The sequence below is a fragment of the Streptomyces sp. NPDC048248 genome, from assembly GCF_043201875.1.
In the GTDB taxonomy this organism is placed as follows: Bacteria; Actinomycetota; Actinomycetes; order Streptomycetales; family Streptomycetaceae; genus Streptomyces.
Window position 1 is genome coordinate 278,828 of the sequence record NZ_JBICZL010000008.1, and the last position, 26,902, is coordinate 305,729.

Below are 26,902 nucleotides of genomic sequence, written 5' to 3' on the forward strand. Positions count from 1 at the left end.
ATCGGGGGCTGTGCGGCAAGGCTGCCGCCGGGCGGAGGGGTCACTGTCAGTGACGGCTGCCATGCTGTCTCCCGAAGCACATCAACGGGGGGTACGGGGATGGCTCGTCGACGGTTGCGGCGCGCAGGGAAATGGGCGGCCTGGGTGGTCGCCGTGCTGGTCGTGCTGCCGGTGACGATCGCCGGCACGGCTCTGCGTGCCGGGTATGCGGGGGCGGCCTCGCCGGAGGCGGTCACCCGCGGCCGGGACGCCATCTGGCTCGGCCACGCCTGGGTGGACGGCCGGCGGGACGCCGCGGATGTGGCGGCGCTGCAGCGGCGCGTCGCGGGCACCGGGATACGCGATCTGTACGTCCACGCCGGCCCGTTGGAGCATGACGGCACACTGCCCCCGGCCCGTACCGCACATCCGCGCGCCAGGTGGCTGATCGCCGCGGTGCACCGCGCGCTGCCGTCGGTTCGGGTGCACGCCTGGCTGGGCGACCGGCTGGTGTACGACGCCGGCGAGCGGGGCGGCCTGCGACTGTCGGACGCGTCGGCCCGCCGTGCGATCGTGGCGAGCGCGCGCCAGGTGCTGGCTGAGGGTTTCGCCGGGGTCCATCTGGATCTGGAGCCGGTGCACTCCGCAAACGCCGACTATCTGCGGCTGCTCGACCGGCTCGGGCCCGCTGTCCACGGCCGGGGGGCGCTGCTCTCCGTAGCCGTCCACCAGATAGATCCGCTGCCCGGCCTGCACGCCCTCAGCGGGGCGGTGACGGGGCACCCCAAGTGGATATCCCAGCGGTTCTTCGGGCAGGTGGCGCGCCGCGTCGATCAGATAGCGCTGATGTCCTACGACACCGCGCTGCCCACCGAGGGGTTGTACGGCGGCTATGTGGCGCAGCAGACCCGGCTGGCGCTGGAGGCGACCGGCGGCCGCACCGACCTGCTGATGGGGCTGCCGTTCTTCCACACCGATGACTTCGGGCACCGCGCCTCGGCGGAGACGGTGCGCGCGGCGGTGCGTGGGGGGGCGTCTGGGGCTCACCCGTGAGGACGTGGACCGCAGGAGGTTCGGAATGGCGCTGTATGTCGATTTCGCGGCCACGGAGGATGACTGGTCCGCGTACCGCACCGGTTGGTGCGAGCGTCCCGGGTCATAATGGCTCCAGACATCGGATGTCTGTGCGGATGTCCGGCGGGTCCGAGCGGGGAGGGCGGCCATGGCGGTCACGGACGAAGCCATCGAGAAGATCAAAGGGATGATCGTCTCCGGGGCGCTGCGGCCGGGCGACCGGCTGCCCAAGGAGAGTGAGCTGGCGGCCGAGCTGGGACTGTCCCGCAACTCACTGCGCGAAGCGGTGCGCGCCCTGTCGCTCATCCGCATTCTGGATGTGCGCCAAGGGGACGGCACCTACGTCACCAGCCTCGACCCCAAACTCCTGCTGGAGGCCATGAACTTCGTGGTGGACTTCCACCGCGACGACACGGTGCTGGAGTTCCTCGCCGTCCGGCGCATCCTGGAGCCGGCCGCCACCGCGATGGCGGCCGGCCGCATCGGCACCGCCGAACTGGACGCGCTGGAGGACCAGTTGGATGCCCTGGGCCCGCAGCCCGCGGTGGAGGATCTGATCGCCGGTGATCTGGAGTTCCATCGCCGGATCGTCTCGGCCTCCGGCAACTCCGTGCTCTGTTCCCTGCTGGAGGGACTGTCCGGGCCGACCACCCGGGCCCGGATCTGGCGCGGACTGACGCAGAAGGACGCGGTGACGCGCACGCTCACCGAGCACCGGGCGATCGTGGCCGCACTGCGCGACCGGGACGCGGAGGCGGCACGGTCGTGGGCGACGGTGCACATCGCCAGCGTGGAGCAGTGGTTGCGCTCGACGCTGTGATTCCCGACCGAGCTGCCGGGCGGGCGGTCGGCGACCGCCGGGCAGCTCCCCTGTGTCCTGCCCCCGGAGTTCCCTGCCGTGGGCAGGACACAGCCCGGGCCCGGCAGGGAAACTCCGGGGACCACCGTGCGGGCCCGGCAGCCCTCGGACGACGTTCCCTCACCCGCGTCCGGCGGCGTCGGCGGCGTCGGGGGCGTCGGGGGCGTCGGGGCCTCCAACTGCCACGCGCCCGCCGCCGGGACGCTCAGACCGCGAAGCCGCCGTCCACCGCGATCGAGGCTCCGGTGATGTAGCGCCCGCCCTCGCCCGCGAGATGCGCCACCGTCGCCGCGACGTCCGCCCCCTCCCCGTACGCGCCGAGCGCGGTGAGCCCGGCCTGCAGCGGGGCGCTCTCGCCGTCGGCCGGATTCATGTCGGTGTCGACCGGCCCGGGTTGCACGAGGTTGGCGGTGATCCCGCGCGGGCCCAGCTCCCTGGCCAGGGTCTTGGTCAGGCCGGTGAGCGCGGCCTTGCTGGTGGCGTAGAGCGTGCCGCCGGGGAAGGCGACCCGCTCGGCCATACAGCTGCCGATGGTGATGATCCGGCCGCCGTCGGTCAGCAGCCCGGCCGCGGCCTGCGACGCCAGGAACGGCGCCCGGACGTTGATGTGCAGCACCCGGTCGATGTCCTGGAGGGAGATTCCCTCCAGAGGGCCGAGGACGCCGGCACCCGCGTTGTTCACCAGGATGTCGAGCCGCCCGAAGCGGTCGGCAGTGCCCGTCACCGAGGACCGCACCTCCTCCGGGTCCGCGCTGTCTGCGCGTATCGCCCACGCCTGCCCGCCGGCCTGCTCGATCTCCTTGACGACCTGCTCCGCGCGGTCCTTCCGGCTCAGGTAGGTGAGCGCCACGGCCGCGCCGTCCGCGGCGAGCCGCAGGGCCGTCGCCGCACCGATGCCGCGGCTGCCGCCGGTCACCAGCGCCACCTTGCCGCGGAGCTGCCGCGCACCGCCTGTCGCCGTTCCCCCTTCCGGCGTTGCCGTCCCGGCCGTCGCGCCTGCCCCGGTTCCCCCGGCTGTCGTTGCCATGCTGTCGCCCACCTTTCGGCTCGTGGTCCGCACCGCTCACGTCAGCGGCACGACTCGATCCTCGAACGGCGCGAAGCAGGGTGCTGGCGGAATCCGGACGCCGAATCGGCGACCGGGGCGTGCGGACGCGGCCTAGGACGCGTCCGCGAGCTGCCGCGCGGCCCGCCCCGGCCCGATGCCGTACACCCGCGCGGCCGTTCCGCCGAAGACGGCGGCCCGCCCGGTGTCGTCGAGCAGCCCCGTGGCGGCCTCGGCGAGGGCGAAGACGTCGTCGTAGTCGGCAGCCAGGGTGCAGACCGGCCAGTCGGAGCCGAACATCACGCGGTCCGGCCCGAAGACATCCAGGACGTGCCGGGCGTACGGCAGGATCTGCTGCGGCCGCCAGCCGGACCGATCGGCCTCGGTGACCAGCCCGGAGAGCTTGCAGGCCACCTGCGGCAGCCCGGCCAGCTCGGCGACCAGGTCGGCCCAGGGCCGCCAATCGCCCTGGGCAATGGCCGGTTTGGCCGCGTGGTCGAGGACCAGGGCCAGGCCCGGCAGGGCGCGCGCGGCGGTCAGCGCGGCCGGCAGCTCGCGCGGCGTGACCAGCAAGTCGTAGACCAGCCCGGCATCGGACAGGACGCGCAGACCGCGGAGCACATCCGGCCGCACGAGCCAGTCCGGGTCCGCCTCGTCCTGCACCTGGTGGCGGATGCCCACCAGGCCCGCGGGGAGCCCCGCCAGCACCTCGGCGAGCGCCGGGTCGGTGAGATCGGCCCAGCCGACGACGCCGCGCACCGGCCCGTCCCCGGCCGCGACCGCCAGCAGTTCGGCCGTCTCCTCGTACGACGACGAGGACTGGACCAGGACGGTGCCGTCCATGCCGTGCGCGTCCAGATGCGGGAGGAGGTCGGGCAGCGTGTAGCTGCGGCGGATCGGGTCCGCCCACGGGCCGTCCATCCACGGCTGAGCGCGTCGGCTCAGGTCCCACAGGTGGTGATGGGCGTCGATGCGCGTCAAGGACGGGCTCCAGGGGCGGCGAGGGGCAGCGGCAGATCGGGGTCGAGCAGGCCCCGGGCGACGAGGGTATGCCACAACTCGTCGGGGATGTCCCGCTCGAAGAGCGTGGCGTTCTGCGCGGCCTCCTCCGGAGTGGCGGCACCGACCACGGCCGAAGCGACACTGCGGTGCCCGAAGGGGAAGCGGAGTGCCGCGGCCTTGAGTGGCACATCGAACTCCGAGCACGTCGCGGCGAGTTGATGTGCCCGGTGGAGAAGATCCGGTGGCGCCGGCACGTAGTTGTACGGCGCGCCGGGCGACGGATCCGCCAGTAGACCGGAGTTGTAGACACCGCCGACGACCACCGAGGTGCCCCGCCGCGCACACACCGGCAGCAGATCGTCGAACGCGGTGCGCTCCAGCAGTGTCCAGCGACCCGCGCACAGCACCACGTCCACGTCGAGCTCCGCGACCAGACGTGCCAGCACATCGCTGTGGTTCATACCGAAGCCGATGGCGCGGACCACCTTCTGGGCGCGCAGTTCGGCGAGCGCGGGGAAGCCGGTCGCGTACACCTCGGGCAGGTGCTCCTCCACATCGTGCAGATAGACGATGTCGACGGCGTCCACACCGAGCCGCTCCAGGGACGCGTCGAGGGTGGCGCGGATACCGTCGCGGGAGAAGTCCCGCACCCTCACGCGTGCAGGGGTGTCGACGAACCCCTCGCCGGCCGCCCCCTCCCCCGGTGCCTGTGGCCGCAGCCTGCGGCCGACCTTGGTGGAGAGCGTGTACGCGCCCCGGTCGAGGCCGCGCAACGCCCGGCCGAGGCGCTCCTCGGAGAGGCCGACGCCGTAGTGGGGGGCGGTGTCGAAGTAGCGTGCGCCGGTGGCGAAGGCGGTGCGCACCACCTGCCCGGCCTGCTCCTCGGGGACCGCGCGGTAGAGGTTGCCGAGCGGGGCGCAGCCGAGGCCGAGGGCCGGGACGGCCACCCCGCTGCTCCCCAACTCCCGCAGTGCGAAAGGCTGATGGGGCATGCCCGCTCAGTCCTGCTTCTCGCCGCTGGTGAAGCGGGAGATGACCAGCGCGATGATGATGATCATCCCGTTGAGGAACTGCGTCCACAGCGGCGGCACTCCGCCCAGCGTCATCACATTGATCACCAGCTGCAGGGTGAGGACGCCGGTGAGCGCGCCGAACAGGGTGCCGCGACCGCCCTTGAGGCTGATGCCGCCGATCACCGCCGCGGCGAAGACCTGGAAGATCCAGCCGTTGCCCTGGCTCGCGGAGACCGCTCCGTAGTGGCCGGTGTAGAGGATGCCGGCGAACGCGGCGAGCACCCCGCCCACGGCCAGCACGACCCAGGTGATGCGGTCCACCCGTACGCCGGCGGCGCGGGCCGCTTCCGGGTTCCCGCCGATTGCGTACAGCGCCCGTCCGTGCCGCAGATATCCCAGCACCCCGCCGCCGCAGGCGAAGAGGGCCAGACAGATCCAGACGGCGGCCGGGACGCCCAGCCAGTCCGCCTTGCCCAGATAGGCGAAGGACTCCGGTACACCGCCGATGGACTGCCCCTCGGAGATGCCCACCTGAAGGCCCCGCAGCATGGTGAGCATCCCGAGGGTGGCGATGAACCCGTTGACGCGCAGGGTCAGGATGAGGAATCCGTTGGCCGCGCCGACCGCCGCGCCCACGGCGAGGCAGAGCGGGATCGCCGTCCATGCAGGGAAGAGCTCCAGGCCCGCGAAGCGGGAGCCGTGCGCGGGCATCACCAGCCACAGGGCGATCACCGGTGCCAGGCCGATCGTCGACTCCAGCGACAGGTCCATCCGGCCGCTGATCAGGATGAGTGCCTCACCCAGCACCAGCAGGCCCAGTTCGGTGGACTGCTGGATGACGCCGATGAGGTTGTCCTGGGTGAGGAAGGCGGGCGAGACGATGAAGCCGATGACGCCCAGCACGAAGATCACCGGTACGAGGGAGAAGTCCCGCCAGCGGGCGAGGCCGCCCAGAGCCCGGTCGGGCGCGGCGGGCTTGCCCACCGCGTCGGTGGCCGGTGGCGATGCGGTCTCGGTCATGGTGCGGTCCCTTCCGTTCCCTCCGTGTGCGCTGCCGCGGGTACGGTGCCGAGTGCGCCCGCCCCGCCCGCCATGCCTTCCATGGCCGCCACCAGCTCGTGGTCGCGCCAGCCGCCGGTGAACTCGGCGATCACCCGGCCGTGGAAGACCGCCAGCACCCGGTCGCAGATCCGCAGGTCGTCCAGCTCGTCGGAGACGATCACCGCGGCTCGGCCGCGGTCCGCGACGTCCCGTACGACGCCCAGCAGAGCGTCCTTGGACCTGACGTCCACCCCGTTGGTGGGCCGGACGGCGACCAGCACCCCCGGGTCGCGGGCCAGCGCACGGGCGATGACGACCTTCTGCTGATTGCCGCCGGAGAGCCCGGATACCGGCTGCCCGGGCCCTGTGGTCTTGATGTCCAGTGACCGGATCATGCGTGCGGCGAACTCCCGGATTCTCGCGGGCAGTACGGTTCCGGCCGGTCCGAGTTGGTCGGTGACGGTCAAGGTGGCGTTCTCGGCGACGCTGCGGCCAAGGATCAGCCCCTCCCGGTGCCGGTCCTCGGGGACGTAGCCGATGCCCGCGTCGAGGGCGTGCGGCACGCTGCCCGTTCTGATGGGCCGGCCGCGCACCGCGATCCGGCCGCCGCTGGGCGCGCGCAGCCCGACCAGGGTCTCGGCGATCGCGGTGTTCCCGCTTGCCGTCGCCCCTGCCAGCCCCACCACCTCACCGGCCCGTACGGTCAGATCCAGCGGCGCGAACCGGCCGTCGAGGGCGAGCGCTTCGGTACGCAGCACCGGCTCACCGGCCGGCCGGTACGACGGCCTCACCCGCCGCGCGGCGCCCGCCTCCTCCCCCGTCATCGCCGCCACCAGGTCGTCCTTGGCCAGCCCTGGGACGGGGGCGGTCAGCACATGGCGTGCGTCGCGGAAGACGGTGACGGTGTCGCACAGCTCGTACACCTCCTGCAGATGGTGCGAGATGAACAGGAAGGCGACGCCCTGGGCGCGCAGTTCGCGCAGCTTGCCGAAGAGCCGGGCGATGCCGCCGGCGTCGAGCCGGGCGGTGGGCTCGTCGAGGATGATCAGCCGGGCACCGAAGGACAGCGCGCGGGCGATCTCCACGAACTGCCGCTGTTCGACGCCGAGATCCTTGATGCGGGCGGCCGGGTCGACGTCGACGCCGTAGTCGGCGAGCAGGTCGCGTGCCCGAGCGCGCAGGGCCCGCCAGCGGATGGTCCGCTCACCCTGGAAGCGGTTGAGGTAGAGGTTCTCCGCGACGGTCAGCTCGGGCACGGTCATGGACTTCTGGTAGACGCAGGCCGCCCTGCGCTGCCAGGCGGCGGTGTCGCCCCAGCCGGGCGCGGGCGCACCGCCGAACGTGACCTGACCGGCGTCCGGCCGCTCCATTCCGGTCAGCACCGAGACCAGGGTGGACTTGCCGGCGCCGTTGCGGCCGACGAGGGCATGCGCCTCGCCGGGCCGTACGGTCAGCCGCGCGCCGTCGAGGGCGACGGTCGGCCCGTAGCGCTTGACGATCCCCTCGGCGTGCACCGCGGCCTCCTGCGGGGCGGCCGCGGGTCCCTCGTGGCCCGGGGCTGGACGGCCGGTGGTGTCCACGGCCGCTACTTCCGCTTCTGGAGCCGGTTGGCCCACAGCTTCGGGTCGTCGACGTTGTCCTTGGTGACCAGGGGCGCCGGAAGCTGGTCCTCCAGCCCGTTCTTGATCTTCACGATCGTCGAGCCGTGGTCGGTCGGACCGGGGCTGAAGGTCTTCCCGTCCAGGCCGGCCCGGGCGTAGAACAGCGCGTACCGGGCGTAGAGATCAGCCGGCTGGGAGAGCGTGGCGTCGATCTTCCCGGCGCGTATCGCGGCCAGTTCGTCCGGTATGCCGTCGTTGGAGATGATGGTGATGTGCCCGTCGGAACCGGCCGGCTTCAGGAGCTTCTTCTGCTCCAGCAGGGCCAGGGTCGCTGGAGGAAGGCGCCGCCCGCCTGGAGGTAGAGGCCGTCGATGTCGCGGTGCTGGGCGAGCAGGCTCTGCAGCTTGGCGGAGGCGACCTCGCCCTTCCAGTCGGTGGACAGCTCGTGCACGGTGATGCCGGGGAACTTCTTCTTCATGCACGCCGCGAACGCCTGGGAGCGGTCCCGCCCGTTGATCGAGCTGAGGTCTCCCTGGAGTTCGGCGACGCGTCCCTTGCCGCCCAGCTTCTTGCCGAGGTACTCGCAGGACTTCTCGCCGTAGGCGCGGTTGTCGGCGCGTACGACCATGTAGACCTTGCCCTCGTCGGGCCGGGTGTCCACGCTCACCACCGGGATCTTCTTCTCCGCCAGCCGATCCAGCTCGGCGGTGATGGCGCCGGTGTCCTGAGGGGCCATCACGATCGCCTTGGCGCCCTGGTCGGTGAGGGCCTGCACATTGGAGACGACCTTGGATATGTCGTTCTGCGAGTTGGACAGCGGCAGTGCGGAAACCGTGCCCTTGTCCAGTCCCTTCTCCACGTAACTCTGGTAGGAGTTCCAGAAGTCGGTGTCCGTACGGGGCATGTCGATGCCCACTTTGGCGCCGGCGGCGTCGCTGCCGCGGTTGCAGCCGGCGAGCGCGGCGGTGGCGAGCAGGACGGCGCAGGCCGCCGCGCCGGTCGTACGCAGTCTCATGGTGGTCCCTTGGTCGTCGGTGCGGCTGGGGTACGGAGGGTGGGGCACGGGGGCGCCGGGCGCGGATCAGGTGGCCGGGCGCAGACGCAGGCCCTGCATGCCGCCGTCGACGGCGAGTGCGGTACCGGTGATCCCGGACGCGGCCGGTGAGGCCAAGTAGGCGATGGCGGCGGCCACTTCGTCGGATGCCACCATGCGTCCCATCGGCTGGCGGGCGTTGAGTGCGGCGCGCTCCGCGGCCGGATCGTCCGCCCGGTCCAGCAGCCGTCCGACCCACGGGGTGTCGGCGGTGCCGGGGTTGACGCAGTTGACCCGGATGCCCTCGCGGACGTGGTCGGCGGCCATGGCCAGGGTCAGCGAGAGGACGGCCCCCTTGCTGGCGCTGTACAGCGCGCGTTGCGGCAGGCCCGCGGTGGCCGCGATGGAGCAGGTGTGGGTGAGGGAGACCCGGCCGGGCTGATCGGCCGCCGTGCGGCGCAGGTGCGGCAGAGCGGCGCGGGCGGTGCGCACCAGACCCATGACGTTCACCTCCAGCACCCGGCTCCATTCGGCGTCGTCGTTGTCCTCGACGGTGCCGACGGCTCCGATCCCGGCGTTGCCGACGACGGCGTGCAGGGTGCCCAACTCCCCCACCGCCTCGGCGACGGCGGCACGGACCGCCGCGTCGGAGGTCACATCGGCCTTCACAGGGATCGCCCCTTCGGGCGCGCCGGACGGGTCGCGGTCCAGCACGGCGACCCGGGCGCCGCGGGCCAGCAGCAGGGCAGCGGTGGCCGCGCCGATGCCGGAGCCGCCGCCGGTGACGAGGGCGCCCATGCCCGCGAAGTCGGCCGGCGGGCGGGCGGTCTGCGCTCCGGTGCTCATACGGTGATCTCCTGTTCGTCCTGGCCGGTGGGCCTGCCGTGCGCGTGCGGTGGCCGGCGGTCGCGTCGGGCACGCCACACCGGGCCGTCGGGATAGGAATGGGCGGCGACCGACTCCGGCCTGATCCGGGCGGAGAACCCCGGCGCGGTGGGGGCCCGGTAGCGGCCCTGCTCGACGACCACCGGATCGGTGAAGTGCTCGTGCAGATGGTCGACGTACTCGATGACCCGGTCCTCGCGACTGCCCGAGACCGCGACGTAGTCGAACATCGCGAGGTGCTGCACCAACTCGCAGAGCCCCACCCCGCCGGCGTGCGGGCAGACGGGGACGCCGAACTTGGCGGCCAGCAGCAGGATCGCGAGGTTCTCGTTGACCCCGGCCACCCGCGCCGCGTCGATCTGCACGAAGTCCACGGCGCCGGCCTGCAACAGCTGCTTGAAAACCACCCTGTTGGCGACGTGCTCACCGGTGGCGACCGGCACGGGCTGCCCGGCGCGCACCGCCGCGTGCCCCAGGACGTCGTCCGGGCTCGTGGGCTCCTCGATCCAGTGCGGGGCGTACGGCGCAAGCGCGGTCATCCAGCGGACCGCCTCGGCCACGCCCCAGCGCTGGTTGGCGTCCACGGCGATGCGCACCGTGGGGCCGACGGCGTCCCGGGCCAGCCGCATCCGGCGCCGGTCGTCCTCCAGGTCGGCGCCCACCTTCAGCTTGATCTGCCCGAAGCCGTCGGCCACCGCTTCCTCGGCCAGCCGCACCAGCTCGGCGTCGTCGTGGCCGAGCCAGCCGGGCGTGGTGGTGTACGCGGGATAGCCCTCGGCCCGCAGGCGGGCGGTGCGCTCGGCGCGGCCCGGTTCGGCGGCGCGCAGCAGGGCCAGCGCCTCGTCGGGGGTCAGGGCGTCGGAGAGGTATCGGAAGTCGACCTGAGCGACCAGGTCCTCGGGGGTCATGGCGGCGAGGTACGCCCACACCGGCAGGCCCGCGCGGGTGGCCGCCAGGTCCCAGGCCGCGTTGATCACCGCGCCTGCGGCCATGTGCATCACGCCCTTCTCCGGGCCGAGCCAGCGCAGCTGGGAGTCGTGCGTGAGGTCGCGGTGCAGGGCGGCGAGACCGGCGGCGGTGGTGGGGGCCGGGCGGCCGACGAGGTACGGCGCGAGGGAGCGGATCGCGGCCGCCATGACATCGTTGCCGCGTCCGATGGTGAAGCAGAAGCCGTGTCCCGGCGGCCCGCCTGCGGTGTGCAGCAGGACGTATGCGGCGGAGTAGTCGGGGTCGGGGTGCATGGCGTCCGAGCCGTCGAGCTGCTCCGAGGTGGGGAAGCGGACGTCGTGCACCTCCAGCTCGGTGACGGTGTCGGCTGCAGCCATGCGGACGCCCCCTGGCATGTCGCGGAAGAACATCGGACCTTTCCTGGTCATCCGATGTATAGACCCGCCCACACGGCAGCGTCCAGACCGCGTACGGAAGTTGATCGGACGATCTCGAAACAGGTCGGATGAATGAGCACTCGTTCGTGCGGAGGGGCTGCGAGCAGGCACGCCGGACGCCGTAGTCTGGGGAACGCACGTAATGGAACTGCTGCCGGCGGCCGCCCCGAGGCGGCCCGACCGGTCGGAAGGAGGCGCTGGGTGATCGAGCTCGAGGGGGTGCCCGAGCTGATCGACCCGGTCATGGTGGCCGCGTTCGAGGGCTGGAACGACGCCGGCGACGCCGCCTCCGCCGCGGTCGCGCACCTGGACCGGGAATGGAAGGGCGAGGTCTTCGCCGCGCTGGACGCGGAGGACTACTACGACTTCCAGGTGAACCGCCCGACCGTCTTCCTGGAGGGCGGCGCGCGCAAGATCACCTGGCCGACGACGCGCCTGTCCGTCGTGCGCGTCGCCGACTCCGACGGCAAGGGCAGGCCCCGCGACCTGGTCCTGGTCCGCGGCATCGAGCCCAGCATGCGCTGGCGCTCGTTCTGCAACGAAATCCTGGGCTTCGCACACGAGTTGGGCGTGGAGATGCTGGTCGTGCTGGGCGCCCTGCTCGGCGACACCCCGCACACCCGGCCGGTGCCGGTCAGCGGCGTCACCTCCGACACGGAGCTGGCGAGCCGGCTGGATCTGGAGGAGTCCCGCTACGAAGGCCCCACCGGCATCGTGGGCATCCTCCAGGAGGCGTGCACGCACGCGGGCGTTCCCGCGGTGAGCCTGTGGGCGGCGGTGCCGCACTACGTCTCGCAGCCGCCGAACCCGAAGGCCAGCCTCGCCCTGCTCAACCGCCTGGAGGACCTCCTCGACATCCGCATCCCGCTCGGCGAGCTGAGCGAGGACGCACGCGCCTGGCAGCTGGGCGTGGACCAGCTGGCCGCCGAGGACAGCGAGGTCGCCGAGTACGTCCAGTCGCTGGAGGAGGCCCGGGACACCGCGGAGCTGCCGGAGGCGTCCGGCGAGGCGATCGCCAGGGAATTCGAGCGCTACCTCCGCCGCCGCGATCCGCAGGCGGGGCCGGGCGTGGCCACCGAGGGCGGCCTCACCGACGGCCGTGACGGCTCCTATCTGCGCGACACCTCCAGCGGCCGCACCCGCCCTCCGCGACCGGCGCCGAAGGAACCGCGCGAGCCCCGGCCCGCCGAGGACGCCGCGGAGCCGCGGAAGGACGCCCCGGAGGCGGAGGGCGGAGCCAAGGGCTCGCCCGCGTCCCCGGACGTCCCCGACGCGGCGGACTCCGGCGACACCGGCAGGTCCGAGGACGGCAACGGCCCGGAGGACGGCGACCGCTGAGTCGCCCACCCAGCACCGCGCCACCACACCGGGGCGCCGAACCAGCCGCGAGGCCGGGTCGGCGCCTCGGCCAGTTCGGGGCCGAACGGTGCCGCTGCGCGCCCCGGTGATGGCCCGTCAGCGGCGATTTCGGCGCGAAAGCGCCCCGCCCCCGATCCGCCGCCCCCAGCGAGACCACGCAATCGCCGCAATCATCCTCGCCCGCCGACCGGTTGGGCTCACACAGAGCAAAAAAAGGGGGCGCTCCCGCCGATCGGCGGGAGCGCCCCGGAGGACGGAGGGGGCGACGGTCAGCGGGTCAGAGCGCCACGCCGAGCAGCGCGTCGACCGTGCGGGAGACCAGGCCGGGGGCGGACTCGTCATCGCCGCCGCCGGCCTGCTGGGCAGCGGCCCAGCGGTCCACGGCCGCGAGGGCGGCCGGGGAGTCCAGATCGTCGGCGAGTGCCGTACGGACCTCCGCGAGGAGGGCGTCGGCCGACGGGCCGTCGGGCCGCGAGACGGCGGCACGCCAGCGCGCCAGGCGCTCCACGGCCTCCTCAAGCACTCCGTCGGTCCATTCCCAGTCCGCGCGGTAGTGGTGCGCGAGCAGCGCGAGCCGTATGGCGGCCGGGTCGGTGCCCTCGCGCCGCACCGTGGAGACGAAGACGAGATTGCCCTTGGACTTGGACATCTTCTCGCCGTGCAGCGCGACCATCCCGGCGTGCACATACGCCTTGGCGAACGGGTGCTCGCCGGTGAGCGCCTGGGCGTGCGAGGCGCCCATCTCGTGGTGCGGGAACGCGAGGTCGGAGCCGCCGCCCTGGACGTCGAAGCCCATGCCCAGGTGTTCCAGGGCGATGGCCACGCACTCGATGTGCCAGCCGGGGCGGCCACGGCCGAGGGAGCGCCCGTCCCAGCTCGGCTCGCCTTCGCGGGCGGCCATCCACAGCATCGGGTCGAGCGGGCTCTTCTTGCCCTCCCGCTCGGGGTCGCCGCCACGCTCCGCGGACAGCAGGCGCATCGCCTCCGCGTCCAGTCCGGAGACCTCGCCGAAGTGCGGGTCGGACTCGACGGAGAAGTAGATGTCGCCGTCCAGTTCGTACGCGGCACCGGCGTCGCGCAGCCGCTCCACCAGCGGGACGATGCCCGGTATGGCCTCGACCGCGCCGATGTACTCGCGGGGCGGCAGCATCCGCAGGGCCGTCATGTCCTCGCGGAAGAGGGCGGTCTCACGCTCGGCGAGCGCCGTCCAGTCCTCACCGGTGTCGACGGCCCGCGCCAGGAGCGGATCGTCGACATCGGTGACGTTCTGCACGTAGTGAACCTGGCGCTTCGTGTCGAGCCACACGCGCTGAACCAGGTCGAACGCGTTGTAGGTCGCCGCGTGCCCCATGTGGGTGGCGTCGTACGGCGTGATGCCGCAGACGTAGATACGGGCGACGGGACCGGGGGCGAGGGTCACCCGTCCGCCGGTCGCGGTGTCGTGGATCCTCAGGTCGCTGCCCTGACCGGGCAGGGCGGGAACCTCAGAAGCGGGCCATGCATGCATGCCTTGAGCGTAACCGGACGCATGTTCCGCATACGAACCGGTCCGGCGCTCTTGGCCGGATAGGCGCTCTTGTGTTCGGGGTCGGATCGTGCAAGGAGCCGCGGCTGCGGGCGGCGTTCTCAGACCGGCGGCCACGGGATCGCGGGCCACTGGCCGCTTGGCTCCGGGTGCCGGCCGGTCCGCAGCAGCTCCGCGACGCGCTCCCGCAATGCCTCGATCTCGGCGTCCGTGATCAGTTCGGCCAGTCGGGCGGCGAGCGGCGCGGCGTCCGTGAGTGCGTCCTGGAGGCCCCGCAGGACCTCCAGGGCCTCCTCCGTCAGGGGCTCGCCCGCCCACCCCCACAGAAGCGTGCGCAGTTTGTCCTCGGCGTTGAACGTGACCCCGTGGTCGATGGCGAACAGCTGTCCGCCGGTCGCGGGCAGCAGGTGCCCGCCCTTGCGGTCCCCGTTGTTGATCACCGCGTCGAGCACCGCGAGCCGCCGCAGCCAGGGATGGTCGGCGTGCACCAGCAGCGCGGTGCGGCCGTCGCCGATCTCCGCGAAGCCGACGGCCTTCCAGCCGGGCGCCGGCTCCTCGTCCTCCACCAGGGCCAGCAGTTCCGGGACCGCCTCGCCGTCGTCGCCGCCGGCCGGCGCCTCGATCCACTCCTGGACCATGCCGGTGCCGTACGGGCCCTCCCGCAGCACGGTCGTGGGGATCAGGTCCCAGCCGGTCGCCCGGGAGACCTCGTACGCCGCCACCTCCCGCTGCGCGAGGGTGCCGTCGGGGAAGTCCCACAGGGGGCGCTCGCCGTCCACCGGCTTGTAGACGCAGGCGGCGGTGCGGCCCTCGTGGGTGACCGAGCAGTACAGCACGGCGTTGGACGCCTCCCGGATCTGCCCGCGCACCGTCAGCTCGCCCTGGGCGAGAAACGCGTCCGGCAGTCCCGGGGCCCGCTCCCGCGGGGCCGCGCCCGGCGCCGGGTCCTGCGGTGCGGAGGGTCCGGGCAGCTGCCCGGCCGGTTCGACGGAGGGCTCCATGGCGCTCACGCGTCCCGCCGGTATCCGTTCTGGCGCGGACACACGTGTCCCTCCGGATCGAGCGGCAGACTGCACAGCGGGCACGGCGGCCGCCCGGCGTTGACGACGTCCAGGGCCCGCTTGGCAAACGCCCTGGCCATGGCGCCGGTGAGACGCACCCGGAGCATCGGGGGGCCGTTCTCGTCGTCCTGGAGCAGCCGCTCCTCGGCGTCCGCGAGATCCTCTTCGCTGTCGGCTTCCAGCTCCACCAGGGCCTGCGCCTCGACGATCATCCGCTCGTCCTCGCCGTCCCAGGCGAGTGCCATGGTGCCGACCCGGAACTCCTCCTCGACCGGCGACTCCAGCGGGGCGGTGTCGGACACCTCCGTGGGGGACATCGCGGGCACCGGGGCGTTGCCCCCGCTGCGCCGCACCACCTCGTCCAGCAGCTCGTCGATCCGCTCCGCGAGGGCCGCGACCTGGGTCTTCTCCAGGGCGACGCTGGTGGTACGGCCTGCCGCGGTGGCCTGGAGGTAAAAACTACGGCGGCCAGGCAGCCCGACCGTACCGGCCACGAAGCGGTCCGGCGCGTCGTAGAAGAACACCTGACGGGACAACGTCCTGCTCCGATTGCTCGACTGCGGGGGCACTGCGGTCGCTGCGGCCCTGGTCACCGCGTCGGATCGCAGGGGCATGGCGGGCAGCGCCGTCGCACCACCCTACTGCGCCGACTGATCACGGTGCTCCCGCACCACCGCCGACCGCGGCATCCCGTTCGGCCGCTGCGGCGCCGCCCTCCTCCCGAGGGGCCAGCCCGCCGAAATCACCGGTGTCACCGAGCCGTACGAGGTACGGGCGCAGCCGTGTGTAGCGGATCGCGGTGACCGAGCAGGGCTCCACGGAGATCCGCTGGAAGAGGTCGAGGTGCATGCCCAGGGCGTCCGCGACAAGGGATTTGATGATGTCGCCGTGCGAGCACATCACATAGGCGGCCTCGGCGCCGTGGGCGGCCTCGATGCGGGCGTTCCAGTCGCGTACCGCGTCCACCGCGCGGGCCTGCATACCGCGCATCGACTCCCCGCCGGGGAAGGCCGCGGTGGACGGGTGCTGCTGGACGACCTCCATCAGCGGCTGGTCGCTCAGCTCGGCGAGTTTGCGGCCCGACCATTCGCCGTAGTCGCATTCGCTGATCCGGTCCTCCTGGTGCAGCGGCAGGCCGGGACGGGCGTCGAGCAGCGGCTGCACGGTCTCCTGGCAGCGCTGGAGGGGGCTGCAGACGACGGCGGCCAGCGGCACCTGCGCCAGCCGCGCGGGCAGCGCCACGGCCTGGGCGGCGCCCCGCTCGTCGAGGGCGACACCGGGAGTCCGTCCGGCGAGGACGCCGGAGGTGTTGGCGGTGGAGCGGCCGTGCCGCACCAGGATCAGCGTGGGCATGGCCGCCAGCCTACGTTCCCCGGGCCCGTTCCTGGCAGGCGGCCGGAGGAGGGGTGAGAATGCCAGGTGTGATCGTGGACTGCGCCATCTACCGGGACGGCCGCCGCACCGAGGGGCCGGATGATCTCTCCGCCGCGCTCGACGAGGCGCGGGCCGAGGGGAATTCCTTTCTGTGGCTCGGCATGCACGAGCCGACGCAGGAGGAGTTCGATCGCGTCAGCAGCCAGTTCGGGCTGCATCCCCTGGCGGTCGAGGACGCCCTCAAGGCCCATCAGCGACCGAAGCTGGAGGTCTACGACGACTCCCTGTTCGTGGTGCTCAAGCCGGTCGCCTACGACGACGCCGCAGACACCGTCACCGCCTCCGAGCTGATGCTCTTCGTCGGCGACTCGTTCGTCGTGACCGTCCGGCACGGCGAGGCGAGCCCGCTGCGTACCGTGCGCCTGCGCCTGGAGCACCAGCCGAAGGTCCTCCGGCACGGGCCGACCGCGGTGCTGTACGCCGTCAGCGACGCGGTGGTCGACCACTACATCGAGGTGGCCGCGGAACTCCAGGTGGATCTGGAGGAGTTGGAGGCGGAGGTCTTCGCGCCGGTCCGCGGCGACACCAGGAACACCGCGGCCGCGATCTACGCGTTCAAGCGCGAGATCCTCGAATTCCGGCGCGCGACCGGCCCGTTGGCGGAGCCGATGGCCCGGCTGCAGAACCCCGGTGTGCCGTTCGTGCACGAAAAGGCCCGCCCGTTCTTCCGCGACGTCGACGACCACCTCACCCGCGCCAACGAGTCGGTCGAGGGGCTGGACCGGCTGCTGTCGGACATTCTCTCCGCCCACCTCGCGCAGATGGGCGTGCGGCAGAACGACGACATGCGCAAGATCTCGTCGTGGGCGGCGCTGGCCGCCGTCCCCACCCTGATCGCCGGCATCTACGGGATGAACTTCGAGCACATGCCCGAGCTGCGGTGGTCCCTGGGATACCCGGCGATCCTGCTGGTGATGGCCTCTCTGGAGGTGTGGCTGTACCGGATGTTCAAACGGCGCGGATGGCTGTGACGGAGGGCCGGCGGGCCCTGCGTCACAGCCATCCCGTCACGCGGCCGGGCGCCCGCCGTCACACCGTCAGGCGAACTCCGCCGCGGAACTGGCAGGCCCGCCCAGCGCGTCGCGCCGCTCGGGCATCGACAGGCTGACCATCCGCCGCCAGCCACCCGTCCGCTCGTAGCCGTACATCGCCCGGATTCCCGCCCTGAGCACCGCGGACTTGGCCGTGGGCCACTTCAGGATGCGTCCCATGTGGTCCATCACCGCCAGGCTCACGTCCCGGTAGACCGCGATCTCGGCGTTCGCGCACTCGTGCAGGATCCGCTGGATGGTCCTGCCGTGCCCGGCCCGGGCCAGCCGGAGGAGTTCCTCATGGCAGTAGGCGAGGTGGTTGTCCTCGTCGCTCGAGATCATCCGGATCGCCTTGCCCACCTCGGGGTGGTCGCCGAAGTGCTTCGTCAGCATCTCCATCTGGTCGGCCGCACGCTGCTCGGTGACCCTGCTGTGCGAGAGGTAGGTGATGATGTCCAGCTCGCTGAGGGGGGCGTCGCGGCGCAGCTTGTCGTGCGCCAGTCCGATGCCGCGCCGCTCCAGCAGCATGGTGTAGTCGGTTTCCTCGGGGACCTCGGCGGCCGTCATGCCGCGCTTGCGCAGCAGCGCCTGGAAGATCCTGCCGTGCTTGTCCTCATCCGCGCCGTGCCGCGCGACCTTGGGTGCGAGATTGGCCATCGACGGGGGGAGCAGGGCCGCGATACGGCCGTTCTCCCAGCCCCCTTGGGCCTCACCGCTGGCCGCTATGGAGCAGAACAGACGGTAGGAGTCATCGTTGTCGATGATCTCTTGGAACAGGCTTCTGGCCGAGAACATGCGCGCCACCTCCGAACGGACACACCCGCAGGAAAAGTCAAGGTCGGCGTGCGGAGTGCGGCAACCGGAGGACCGGCCCATTCGGCCGTTCGAATGACATGCCACCTCGGCTCCGGGGCGTAACCACCGTGCCCGGCGCGGCGTTGTGCTGCGTGACGGCCGTGGCGGGGAAGACCCCCGAGCCCCCACCACGGCCGCAGCGCTTCCCGGAAGCCCGGCACCCTCGGTGCCGGGCTTCGCGTTGTGCGGTGCGGTCCGGTAATGCGTTGTCGTCGCGCTACGCGAGCCCCGCGCGCTCCAGGGCTTCGGTACCGGCCCGCAGGGAGGCGATCCGGTCCTCCAGCGTGAAGCCGGCCGGCGCCAGGGTCAGGGTGGTGACCCCGGCCGCGGCGTACGCCTGCATCCGGTCGGCGATCCGGTCGACGGAGCCGAGCAGCGTGGTCTGGTCGATCAGCTGCTGCGGAATCGCGGCGGCCGCGCCGTCCTTGTCACCGGACAGGTACTTGTCCTGGATCTCGGCGGCTTCCTTCTCGTAGCCCATGCGCTGGGCCAGCTTGTTGTAGAAGTTCTGCTTCCGGCTGCCCATGCCGCCGACGTACAGCGCGGTGTACGGGCGGAACATGTCGGCCAGCGCGCCGACGTCGTCGCCGAGGGCGAGCGGCAGCGTCGGACAGACGTCGAAGCCCTCCAGGGTCTTGCCGGCCTTCTCGCGGCCCGCCCGGATGGGGGCGATGGCGGTCTCGGCCAGGTGCTCGGCGGAGGGGAAGATCAGCAGTGCGCCGTCGGCGATCTCACCGGTCTGCTCGAGGTTCTTGGGGCCGATCGCCGCGATGTAGAGCGGGATGTGCTCGCGCTGCGGGTGCACGGTGAGCTTCAGCGGCTTGCCGGGGCCGCCGGGCAGCGGCAGCGTCCAGTGCTCGCCCTCGTAGGAGAGCCGCTCGCGCGACATCGCCTTGCGGACGATGTCGACGTATTCGCGGGTGCGCGCCAGCGGCTTGTCGAACTTCACGCCGTACCAGCCCTCGGAGACCTGCGGCCCCGAGACACCGAGGCCGAGCCGGAAACGGCCGCCGGAGAGCGAGTCGAGCGTGGCGGCGGTCATCGCCGTCATCGCGGGGGCGCGCGCGGGGATCTGGAAGATCGCCGAACCGATGTCGATGCGCTCGGTCTGGGCGGCGACCCAGGAGAGCACCGAGGGAGCGTCGGATCCGTAGGCCTCGGCGGCCCAGCAGACCGAATAACCGAGGCGGTCGGCCTCCTGCGCCACGGCGAGATTGTCCGAGTCCATCCCGGCACCCCAGTAGCCGAGGTTGATGCCAAGCCTCATGCCGCTCCCCTTACTGATCAGTAACGTCGCTGTTGCGGGGACTCTAGCGCGCCACCCCGCCGACCGTCATCGGCGGGTTGTCCACAGGTCCCCTGATCCGGGCCCGCGGCCAGTAATCTCACAGACCATGGAGCAAAGGCACCTCGGGCGTACCGGCCTTCGTGTGTCCCGCCTCGGGCTCGGCACCCTGAACTGGGCACGCGACACCGACGAACAGGAAGCCGCCGACCAGCTCAAGACGTTCTGGGAGGCCGGCGGCACCCTCGTCGACACGGCCGACATCTACGCCGACGGCGGCGCCGAATACCTCCTCGGCCGGCTGACCGAGGCGCTCGTCCCCCGCCAGGATCTTGTGATCGCCACCAAGGCCGGCAGCGTCCTGGAGACCGACCGCCGCTTCGACAGCTCCCGCCGCCATCTGCTGGCCGCGCTGGACGCCTCCCTGGAGCGGCTGGGGACCGACTACGTCGACCTGTGGCAGCTGCACGGCTTCGACCACGAGACCCCGCTCGAGGAGACCCTGCACGCCCTCGACCTCGCCGTCAGCAGCGGCCGGGCGCGGTATGTGGGGTTGTCGAATTTCTCCGGCTGGCAGCTCGCCAAGGCCGCCACCTGGCAGCTGGCCGTGCCCGGCGTGCGCAACCGGCTGGCGAGCACGCAGATGGAGTACTCCCTGCTGCAGCGCGGTATCGAGCGCGAGGTGCTGCCCGCGGCCCTCGATCTCGGCGTCGGCGTGCTGCCGTCCTCGCCGCTCGGCCGAGGCGTGCTCACCGGCAAGTACCGCCATGCCACACCGGCCGACTCGCGCGGCGCCTCCGACCACCTCGCTCCGTTCGTCGCGCCCTACCTCGACGAGTCGGCGGGCCGGATCGTCGAGGCGGTGAGCACTGCAGCGGACGGACTCGCCGTCACCCCGCTGCAGGTCGCGCTCTCCTGGGTCCGCGACCGTCCCGGAGTCACCGCCCCGATCGTGGGGGCGCGGACCGCACAGCAGCTCAGAGCGGCGTTGTCAGTGGAGACCCTTAGTCTTCCTGACGAGATCCGCCGGGCGCTGGACGATGTGTCGGCCCCGGTGCACCACTATCCCGATCACGACTGGAGCACGCTGTGAGTACCGACCGCCTCGCCGGCGAGACCACGCCCGAGCAGGAGGCCGCGCCCGGCGCTACGGATGCCCAGTCGCCCGACGACTCCCCGCGCGCGCCGGGCGACGAGGCGGCGGGCCCCGAAGCCGCGGGCCACAACTCCGGGGAACCCGCATCGGCTGCCCAGCCGGAGCCGGGGCCGGGCTCCGCGCCCGGAACGGCTCCGGAGGCAGCCCCTGAGGCCGTCGCCGGTGGCACCGCGAAGGCCCCGCCGGCGCCCGGCTCCGCCGCGGCGACGGCCGCCGACCTGGCCGCCGCGGTGCGGGCCGTCGAGAGCGGCGAGCGCTCGGCCGCCTCGTTCTTCGCCCAGAGCCCTCGTGCCCCCAAGCCGAGCACCCCCGCCGCCCCCGTGCAGCAGGCCGGCGTCCCGGCCGCGGACGCACGGCCCGCGCGGACCGGCGGACCGGTCGACCCCACACGGCAGCAGGCAGCCCGCCCCGCCGACGCACCCGCGGACCCCGTCCGCCCGCCCACCGCGGACGGCGGCGCGGTGGGCCACGCACCCGCTCAGGGCCGGCCCGCGCCCGCCCCGAAGCCCGCGGTGGCGACGGCCCCCGGCCTGGCAGGCGTACGCCAGGTCCTCGCGGCGGGCGGCGCTCCCGAGGAGCTGGCCGAGAAGGCCGCCGAGGCGCTGGGTGAGAAGGCCGCCGAGGCGCTGAACGACGACCCCTGGCAGCTGCTCGCCGTCCCCGGTGTGCGCCCCGAACAGGCCGACGGTTTCGCCCGGGCGCTGCTGGGCGCCGCATGCGGGCCGGACGACGAACGCCGCGGACAGGCGCTGGTGCTGTGGCTGCTGGAGCAGGCCGCCGTCGCTGGCCACTCCGCGCTGGAGGCGCCCGCACTGCGCGCCGCCCTCGCCCAGCGCTCGGTGCCCGACCCCGACGAGGCACTGCAGACCGCCATCGCGGACGGCGCGGTGTTGGTGTTCCAGGACGCGATCGACACCCCGGGCCGCCGGCCCGTGGCGGGCGACGAGGAAGAGGAGCAGCCGGTCCGGGTCCTGCTCGGTCTCGACAGGTTCGCGATGGCCGAGGAGAGCGTCGCCGACGGGCTGGCACGGCTGCTCAACACCTTCGAGCCGGTGCCCGAAGGCGAACCGGCGCCGGAAGGCGAAGGCCGAAGCCCGGCAGCCCCGGCGGCCGCCGAGAGCGGCCCGGGGCCCGCCGAGGAGCCCCAGGAAGAGCCCCGGGAACTCGCGGAGGAGACCGAGGGCATCCGTCGCGCCCAGCCGTCCACCGCGGCATGGGAGGCTGCGGCGGCCGCCGCACCGTCGCCGTCGGCCGCAGAGCTGATCCGCGCCGTCGCGCACAGCGGCCTGGTGGCCCACACCGGCGCGGAGGCCGCCCGCGCCGAGCCCGCCGCGCTGATCGCCGCGGCCCGCGCCCTGGGCCTGCGGGCCTTCGGCGCCACCCACAGCGAGAACGGCCGCAGGCGGCTGGCCGCGCAGCTCTCCCGGTCCCCGCAGGGCACCGCCCCGACCGCCCTGGAGGGCGCCGACACCTCGGCGGTGACGGTGTCCGGCCTGCTCTCCGGGCAGCAGGGCCCCGGCCGGGACGCGGACGGCGCGCTTGCCCTCGATCTGCTCGTGGTGCTGGACGCTCCCCAACTGGATCTGGAGACCGCCGCGCTGCTCGTCGAGTCGCTGACCGACGGCACCCGCCTGGTGCTCAGCGGCGACCCGGGCGTCCTGTGGTCCGCAGGGCCGGGCCGGCTGTTCACCGACCTCCTCTCGGCCCGCTGCTGCCCCCAGGTCGCCTCCCGCACCCCGGACTTCGGCCCGATCGGCGAGCTGGTGTCGGGCATCGGCATCGGGGAGCTGACCCAGGTCGAGGCACCGGGCAAGGAAGTGGTGATCGTCCCGGTGCGGGACGCCGGCGAGGCCGTGCACCGCACTGTCCAGTTGGTCGCCGACTCCGTGCCCCGGGCGCTCGGCGTCCCCGCAGACCAGACGCAGGTCATCACGGTCGGCCACGGCGGCGCGGCCGGCACCCGCGCGCTGAACACCGCTCTCAAGGAGCGGCTCAACCCGGGCCCCGGCCGGTTCGGCGGCTTCGACCCGGGCGACCGCGTCGTGTACGCCCCGGCGCCCGGCCGCACCGTGCCCGGCACGGTCACCGGAGCGGACGTCGACGGCCTGCACCTCGATTGCGGCGCCCCCGTGGTGGTGCCGCGCGACCAGGTCGGCTCCGGTGCCGTGCGGCACGGCTGGGCGCTCACCGCCCATCAGGCGGCGGGTATGCGCTGGCCCGCCGTGGTGGCCGTGCTGCCCGGTGACGCGGCGGGCGGTCTGACCCGTTCCTGGGCGTACACCGCCTTCAGCCGCGGCGAGCGCCACCTCTCCGTGGTCCAGGGCGTCGACCAGGCCCTGGCGCGTGCCGTGGCGGAGGTGCCCGTCAAGGAGCGTACGACCCGGCTGCGCACCCTCCTGCAGATGCAGAGCGTGCAGGACACCGCGGACGCCGCGGTGAGCTAGGTCCCGGGCACGCCGCTGCCCCGGTCCCGTCGGTACGTCCTGACGGGGCCGGGGCAGCGATGCGCACGAGGCCGGGAGTCAGACGAGAGGCGAACCTCCCGCCCGGTCTCACCGGTCCTGGTCGAGCACCTCGATCAGATCGTCGTCGTCCTCGCCCAGCTCCTCGTCGAAGACGGAGCTGACGTCGAAGCGGCAGACCACCCGCTGCGGATCCGCCTGGTCGAACGGCGCGGACAGCCACTCCCCCGGCTCCGCAGGATCGTCCGCGGCCGCCACCCACAGCGTGGAGTCGCCCTCCTCCAGGCCGAACTCCTTGTGGCGGGAGGCGATCTCGTCCGGCTCGAACTCCCCGAAGAGCACTCCGAGCGCCGCATGCACGCTGTTGCCGACCACGCCGCCCGCCCCGGCACCCGCGGAGCCGTTGGCCGGTACGCCGTCGGCGGCGTCCGGATCGAGGTCGGCGATGCGCTGGGCCTGGTGCAGCAACCGTTGTGGTTCGACGACGGTGTAGTCGCGCCGGATGAGCACGCTCAACGCACTGGGCTCCTCGGGGCCCGCGTAGGAAGGCAGCACGTCGCTGCCGGGGATCTCGAAGGGGGTGACCTCGTCGTAGGTGTCGTACAGCAGCTCGTCATAGGCCTCGGCCGCCGCGGCGAGCTCGTCGAACGCGGCATAAACAGCTGGATCATCCTGCCCCGAGCGGCGTTCGACCGCGTCGAGGTGACGGTCCAGCGCGGCTTTGACCGCCTCGGCGGCGGCACGTACCTCGGCAGCGGAGGGCTGCGCAGCATCAGACATAGTGCAGACGCTATCCGTACCGGGGCCGGTCCCGCACAATAGATGCGATGCCGGAATACGAATTCTGCGATGTGTACGTGCCTCGGGGGGTCTCCCGGAAGGCCGCCACACGCCTGCTGACCGACCATGCCGAGTACGGACACTGGGAGTTGGACCGACTTCGCCTCAACCCCGACGGCAGCCGCAGGGTGCGGTTGCGCCGCCGGATCATCCGACAGCTCCGCGCCACTTGGTGATCACAGGAGCTGTCCGAGCACAGCGAAACGGGCCCCGTCACCACGGGGCCCGCTCCGATGCCCGGACGTCTCACGCCGGGCTATGTGGTGCCTGTCACCCGCGAGCGGTGCGCGCCCGGCGGTAGAGCACGGCTCCCCCGAGCAGCAGTCCGGCGGCGGCCGGAACCGCGAGACCGATCGCCCCGGCACCGGTCTGCGCGAGATGTCCGGCAGCCCTGGGCGGCGTGACGACCTGCGTGTGCGGCTCGGTCTCCGTCTGCGGCCTCGTCCCCGGGTTGTCCGGGGAGTCCGGGCTGTCCGGAGAGTCCGGGGTTTCCGGTCCCCCGGGAGTGCCCGGCTCCTCGGGCTCCTCGGGGTTATCCGGGTTGTCCGGCTCGTCGGGGTTCTCCGGCGACGGCGGCTGCTCCTCCGTGGGCGGAGTGGGATCGCCGGGGTTGTCCGGGTACTCCGGGCTCGTCGGCGGCACCGTCTCCGACTCGTTGTCGCAGTCGTTTCCGAAGGCGGGGTTCAGCAGCCCGCCCACCGAGGCACTGTTGCCGCAGGCGTTGACCGGAACGTCGACCGGGACCTGGACATTGTTGCCGGATGCGACACCGGGCGAGTGCGATGCCTTGCCCTTGGCGCCGGAGCCGTGGTGCTTGCCACCCGAGTCGTTGGAGCACTTGTTCCCGAACGCCGGGTTGAGCAGTCCGATGACGTTGACGGTGTTTCCGCACACGTTCACCGGTACGTGGACCGGGACCTGGACGGTGTTGCCGGAGCCGACACCGGGCGAGTGCGCCGAGCGTCCCAGTGCTCCGGAGTCCGCCTGTGCGTAGCCGCCCGCGAGTGCGAGCAATCCGCCCGCGGCCGCCATCGTGATCAGGCCCTTTTTCGCGACCTGCCTCATAGCTTGGTTCCCCTGCCTTGTGCCATCAGGAATGCGCGCGAGTAAGATCCACCCGCCCGCTGAAATACCCAGAGGCTCCGGAATGCGAGTGCATTCCGGAGCCGAGCTGGATCAGCCCCCTACAGGGGCGGATACAACGTCAGTGAACGTCAGTCGTTGACACACTTGTTGCCGAAGGCGGGGTTCAGCAGACCGATCACGTTGACCGTGTTGCCGCAGACGTTCACCGGAACGTGGACCGGCACCTGGACGACGTTGCCGGAGACGACGCCCGGGGAGTGCAGGGCCGCGCCCTGGGCACCCGAATCGGCAACAGCCAGGCCCGCGCCGGCGAGCACAAGGCCACTGGTGACTGCCGCAGCAGCGACGATCTTCTTGATCATTATTCCTCCTTGTAGGCAATGCGATCCCAGCCGCGGACCGCACTCACTCCAACGAGGCCGGAGCGATTGAGCTACGAACACACCGTTGCATTCACCCGTTTCAGCTACGTCGGCGCGGACGGCAGGAAACCCGCGCCCAATTCAGCTCTGTTCGATGAACCGGTCGAGCACGCGTACACCGAACTTCAGGCCGTCCACGGGCACTCGCTCGTCCACGCCGTGGAACATTCCGGCGAAGTCCAGCTCCGGCGGCAGCTTCAGCGGCGCGAAGCCGAACCCGCGGATTCCGAGGTCGTCGAAGGATTTCGCGTCCGTGCCGGCCGAGAGCATGTACGGCACCGCGCGCGCGATCGGGTCCTCGGCCTGCAGCGCCGACTGCATCGCGTCGACCAACGCGCCGTCGAAGGTGGTCTCCAGGGCCTTGTCCGCGTGCACGTCCTCCCGCTTGACGCGCGGGCCGAGGATCCGGTCCAGGTCGGCCAGGAACTCCTGCTCGTAGCCGGGCAGGAAGCGGCCGTCGACATGCGCGGTGGCCTGGCCCGGGATGACGTTGACCTTGTAACCCGCACCCAGCTGGGTGGGGTTGGCGGTGTTCTTGAGCGAGGCGCCGATCAGCTTGGCGATGCCGCCGAGCTTGGCCAGCGTGTCGTCCATGTTCTCCGGGTCGAGTTCGGTGCCCAGCGCGTCCCCGAGCTCGTCCAGGAAGGCCCGCAGGGTCTTCGTCACCCGCACCGGGAACTCGTGCCGACCCAACCGCCCGACGGCCTCGGAGAGTTCGGTGATGGCGTTGTCCCGGTGGATCATCGAGCCGTGTCCGGCGGAGCCGTCCACGGTCAGCTTCATCCAGTGCATGCCCTTCTGCGCCGTCTCGACGAGATAGAGGCGCAGATTCTCGTTGACGGTGAAGGAGAAGCCGCCGACCTCGCTGATCGCCTCCGTCACGCCCTCGAAGAGGCCGGGGTGCTTGTCGACGAGGAAGCGCGCGCCGTATTTCCCGCCCGCCTCCTCGTCCGCGAGGAAGGCCAGCACGATGTCGCGCGGGGGCTTGCGGCCGGTGCGCATCCGGTCACGGACGACGGCCAGCGTCATCGCGTCCATGTCCTTCATGTCGACCGCGCCGCGGCCCCACAGGCACCCGTCCGCGATCTCGCCGGAGAACGGGTGGTGGGTCCAGTCGTCCGCGTTGGCGGGCACGACGTCGGTGTGGCCGTGGATCAGCAGTGCGGGCCTGGAGCGGTCCTCGCCCTCGATCCGGGCAACGGTCGAGGCGCGGCCCCGGTGCGACTCGAAGATCTGCGGCTCCAGCCCGACCTCGGCGAGCTTCTCCGCGACGTATTCGGCGGCCGCGCGCTCACCCGGGCCCGAGTGGTCGCCGTAGTTGCTGGTGTCGATCCTGATCAGGTCCCGGCACAGGTCGACGACCTCGTCCTCGCCGGTGACCGTACGGGTCGGCTGCGACTCGCTCATGCCTGAACCTCGCTTCGCTCGGCCCCGCATCCGCGGGGCTCGCACCTTGCCATGGTTCGCTC

The 26,902-nt window shown here is 72.3% G+C and carries 23 protein-coding genes and 2 pseudogenes; 7 read left to right on the top strand and 18 right to left on the bottom strand.

Annotated elements, in window-relative coordinates:
* The first annotated feature begins 99 nt into the window (after nt 1-99).
* Together ACGFZW_RS19440 and ACGFZW_RS19445 are read left to right on the top strand one after the other, a co-directional pair.
* Nucleotides 100-1,141, top strand: a pseudogene (locus ACGFZW_RS19440) (hypothetical protein).
* 60 nt (nt 1,142-1,201) lie between these two features.
* Nucleotides 1,202-1,873, top strand: coding sequence for a FadR/GntR family transcriptional regulator (locus ACGFZW_RS19445; protein WP_393894366.1), 672 nt, complete (start codon nt 1,202-1,204; stop codon nt 1,871-1,873).
* Between the two features lie 244 nt (nt 1,874-2,117).
* On the opposite strand, the gene ACGFZW_RS19450 is transcribed toward ACGFZW_RS19445, so the two are convergent.
* The 8 genes and pseudogenes from ACGFZW_RS19450 to ACGFZW_RS19485 form a co-directional block, all read right to left on the bottom strand.
* Complete coding sequence (locus ACGFZW_RS19450) at nt 2,118-2,939, bottom strand: 3-oxoacyl-ACP reductase family protein (protein WP_393894367.1); 822 nt, start codon at nt 2,937-2,939, stop codon at nt 2,118-2,120.
* Between the two features lie 132 nt (nt 2,940-3,071).
* A complete protein-coding gene (locus ACGFZW_RS19455) occupies nt 3,072-3,938 on the bottom strand; it encodes an amidohydrolase family protein (protein WP_393894368.1) in 867 nt (288 codons plus the stop codon).
* A complete protein-coding gene (locus ACGFZW_RS19460; protein ID WP_393894369.1) occupies nt 3,935-4,951 on the bottom strand; it encodes an aldo/keto reductase in 1,017 nt (338 codons plus the stop codon). The genes ACGFZW_RS19455 and ACGFZW_RS19460 overlap by 4 nt, the downstream gene beginning before the upstream one ends.
* Nucleotides 4,952-4,957: 6 nt before the next feature.
* The gene (locus tag ACGFZW_RS19465) at nt 4,958-5,992 is read right to left on the bottom strand and encodes an ABC transporter permease (RefSeq protein WP_393894370.1); all 1,035 of its coding nucleotides are present in this window, start codon (nt 5,990-5,992) and stop codon (nt 4,958-4,960) included.
* Nucleotides 5,989-7,593 carry a sugar ABC transporter ATP-binding protein gene (locus tag ACGFZW_RS19470; RefSeq protein WP_393894371.1) on the bottom strand — a complete coding sequence of 535 codons (1,605 nt, stop codon included), beginning with the start codon at nt 7,591-7,593 and terminating at the stop codon, nt 5,989-5,991. Before ACGFZW_RS19470 ends, ACGFZW_RS19465 begins: the two co-directional genes overlap by 4 nt.
* Before the next feature lie 5 nt (nt 7,594-7,598).
* Nucleotides 7,599-8,629, bottom strand: a pseudogene (locus ACGFZW_RS19475) (sugar ABC transporter substrate-binding protein).
* A 66-nt stretch (nt 8,630-8,695) separates the two neighbouring features.
* Nucleotides 8,696-9,493, bottom strand: coding sequence for an SDR family NAD(P)-dependent oxidoreductase (locus ACGFZW_RS19480; protein WP_393894372.1), 798 nt, complete (start codon nt 9,491-9,493; stop codon nt 8,696-8,698).
* Nucleotides 9,490-10,857: an enolase C-terminal domain-like protein gene (locus tag ACGFZW_RS19485; protein ID WP_393894373.1), complete on the bottom strand. Its 1,368-nt coding sequence runs from the start codon at nt 10,855-10,857 to the stop codon at nt 9,490-9,492. Before ACGFZW_RS19485 ends, ACGFZW_RS19480 begins: the two co-directional genes overlap by 4 nt.
* A gap of 261 nt (nt 10,858-11,118) precedes the next feature.
* Between ACGFZW_RS19485 and ACGFZW_RS19490 the strand changes: the two genes are divergently transcribed.
* Entirely contained in the window at nt 11,119-12,255 is a 1,137-nt protein-coding gene (locus ACGFZW_RS19490) for a PAC2 family protein (RefSeq protein ID WP_393894374.1), read from the top strand.
* Nucleotides 12,256-12,553: 298 nt separating this feature from the next.
* On the opposite strand, the gene mshC is transcribed toward ACGFZW_RS19490, so the two are convergent.
* From mshC to ACGFZW_RS19510, 4 genes are all read right to left on the bottom strand, one after another.
* Nucleotides 12,554-13,783, bottom strand: a complete 1,230-nt coding sequence (gene mshC, locus ACGFZW_RS19495; RefSeq protein ID WP_393894375.1) for a cysteine--1-D-myo-inosityl 2-amino-2-deoxy-alpha-D-glucopyranoside ligase — start codon at nt 13,781-13,783, stop codon at nt 12,554-12,556.
* A gap of 119 nt (nt 13,784-13,902) precedes the next feature.
* Nucleotides 13,903-14,802 (bottom strand): SCO1664 family protein, encoded by a 900-nt coding sequence (locus ACGFZW_RS19500; protein ID WP_393894522.1) that lies wholly within the window; start codon nt 14,800-14,802, stop codon nt 13,903-13,905.
* 5 nt (nt 14,803-14,807) lie between these two features.
* The gene (locus ACGFZW_RS19505; RefSeq protein ID WP_393894376.1) at nt 14,808-15,398 is read right to left on the bottom strand and encodes a DUF3090 domain-containing protein; all 591 of its coding nucleotides are present in this window, start codon (nt 15,396-15,398) and stop codon (nt 14,808-14,810) included.
* A gap of 118 nt (nt 15,399-15,516) precedes the next feature.
* Nucleotides 15,517-16,215, bottom strand: coding sequence for a histidine phosphatase family protein (locus tag ACGFZW_RS19510; protein WP_393894377.1), 699 nt, complete (start codon nt 16,213-16,215; stop codon nt 15,517-15,519).
* Nucleotides 16,216-16,274: 59 nt separating this feature from the next.
* Between ACGFZW_RS19510 and corA the strand changes: the two genes are divergently transcribed.
* The gene (corA, locus tag ACGFZW_RS19515; protein WP_393894378.1) at nt 16,275-17,267 is read left to right on the top strand and encodes a magnesium/cobalt transporter CorA; all 993 of its coding nucleotides are present in this window, start codon (nt 16,275-16,277) and stop codon (nt 17,265-17,267) included.
* 66 nt (nt 17,268-17,333) lie between these two features.
* On the opposite strand, the gene ACGFZW_RS19520 is transcribed toward corA, so the two are convergent.
* Together ACGFZW_RS19520 and ACGFZW_RS19525 are read right to left on the bottom strand one after the other, a co-directional pair.
* Nucleotides 17,334-18,122, bottom strand: coding sequence for a ferritin-like domain-containing protein (locus ACGFZW_RS19520; protein WP_393894379.1), 789 nt, complete (start codon nt 18,120-18,122; stop codon nt 17,334-17,336).
* Between the two features lie 277 nt (nt 18,123-18,399).
* On the bottom strand, nt 18,400-19,449 hold the full coding sequence (locus ACGFZW_RS19525; RefSeq protein ID WP_393894380.1) for an LLM class F420-dependent oxidoreductase: 1,050 nt from the start codon (nt 19,447-19,449) through the stop codon (nt 18,400-18,402).
* Between the two features lie 127 nt (nt 19,450-19,576).
* Between ACGFZW_RS19525 and ACGFZW_RS19530 the strand changes: the two genes are divergently transcribed.
* Nucleotides 19,577-20,560 (top strand): aldo/keto reductase, encoded by a 984-nt coding sequence (locus ACGFZW_RS19530; RefSeq protein WP_393894381.1) that lies wholly within the window; start codon nt 19,577-19,579, stop codon nt 20,558-20,560.
* Complete coding sequence (locus ACGFZW_RS19535; protein ID WP_393894382.1) at nt 20,557-23,067, top strand: helix-hairpin-helix domain-containing protein; 2,511 nt, start codon at nt 20,557-20,559, stop codon at nt 23,065-23,067. The genes ACGFZW_RS19530 and ACGFZW_RS19535 overlap by 4 nt, the downstream gene beginning before the upstream one ends.
* 108 nt (nt 23,068-23,175) lie before the next feature.
* On the opposite strand, the gene ACGFZW_RS19540 is transcribed toward ACGFZW_RS19535, so the two are convergent.
* Nucleotides 23,176-23,865, bottom strand: a complete 690-nt coding sequence (locus tag ACGFZW_RS19540; protein ID WP_393894383.1) for a hypothetical protein — start codon at nt 23,863-23,865, stop codon at nt 23,176-23,178.
* Nucleotides 23,866-23,912: 47 nt separating this feature from the next.
* Between ACGFZW_RS19540 and ACGFZW_RS19545 the strand changes: the two genes are divergently transcribed.
* Nucleotides 23,913-24,101, top strand: coding sequence for a DUF5703 family protein (locus ACGFZW_RS19545; RefSeq protein WP_018537156.1), 189 nt, complete (start codon nt 23,913-23,915; stop codon nt 24,099-24,101).
* A gap of 94 nt (nt 24,102-24,195) precedes the next feature.
* Here the strand turns inward: ACGFZW_RS19545 and ACGFZW_RS19550 are convergent, their stop codons facing one another.
* The 3 genes from ACGFZW_RS19550 to ACGFZW_RS19560 all read right to left on the bottom strand — a co-directional run bounded on the left by ACGFZW_RS19550 (nt 24,196) and on the right by ACGFZW_RS19560 (nt 26,840).
* The gene (locus ACGFZW_RS19550) at nt 24,196-24,990 is read right to left on the bottom strand and encodes a chaplin (RefSeq protein WP_393894384.1); all 795 of its coding nucleotides are present in this window, start codon (nt 24,988-24,990) and stop codon (nt 24,196-24,198) included.
* A 149-nt stretch (nt 24,991-25,139) separates the two neighbouring features.
* A complete protein-coding gene (gene chpH, locus ACGFZW_RS19555; RefSeq protein WP_393894385.1) occupies nt 25,140-25,373 on the bottom strand; it encodes a chaplin ChpH in 234 nt (77 codons plus the stop codon).
* A gap of 141 nt (nt 25,374-25,514) precedes the next feature.
* Nucleotides 25,515-26,840, bottom strand: a complete 1,326-nt coding sequence (locus tag ACGFZW_RS19560) for a M20/M25/M40 family metallo-hydrolase (protein WP_393894386.1) — start codon at nt 26,838-26,840, stop codon at nt 25,515-25,517.
* Between the last annotated feature and the right edge of the window lie 62 nt (nt 26,841-26,902).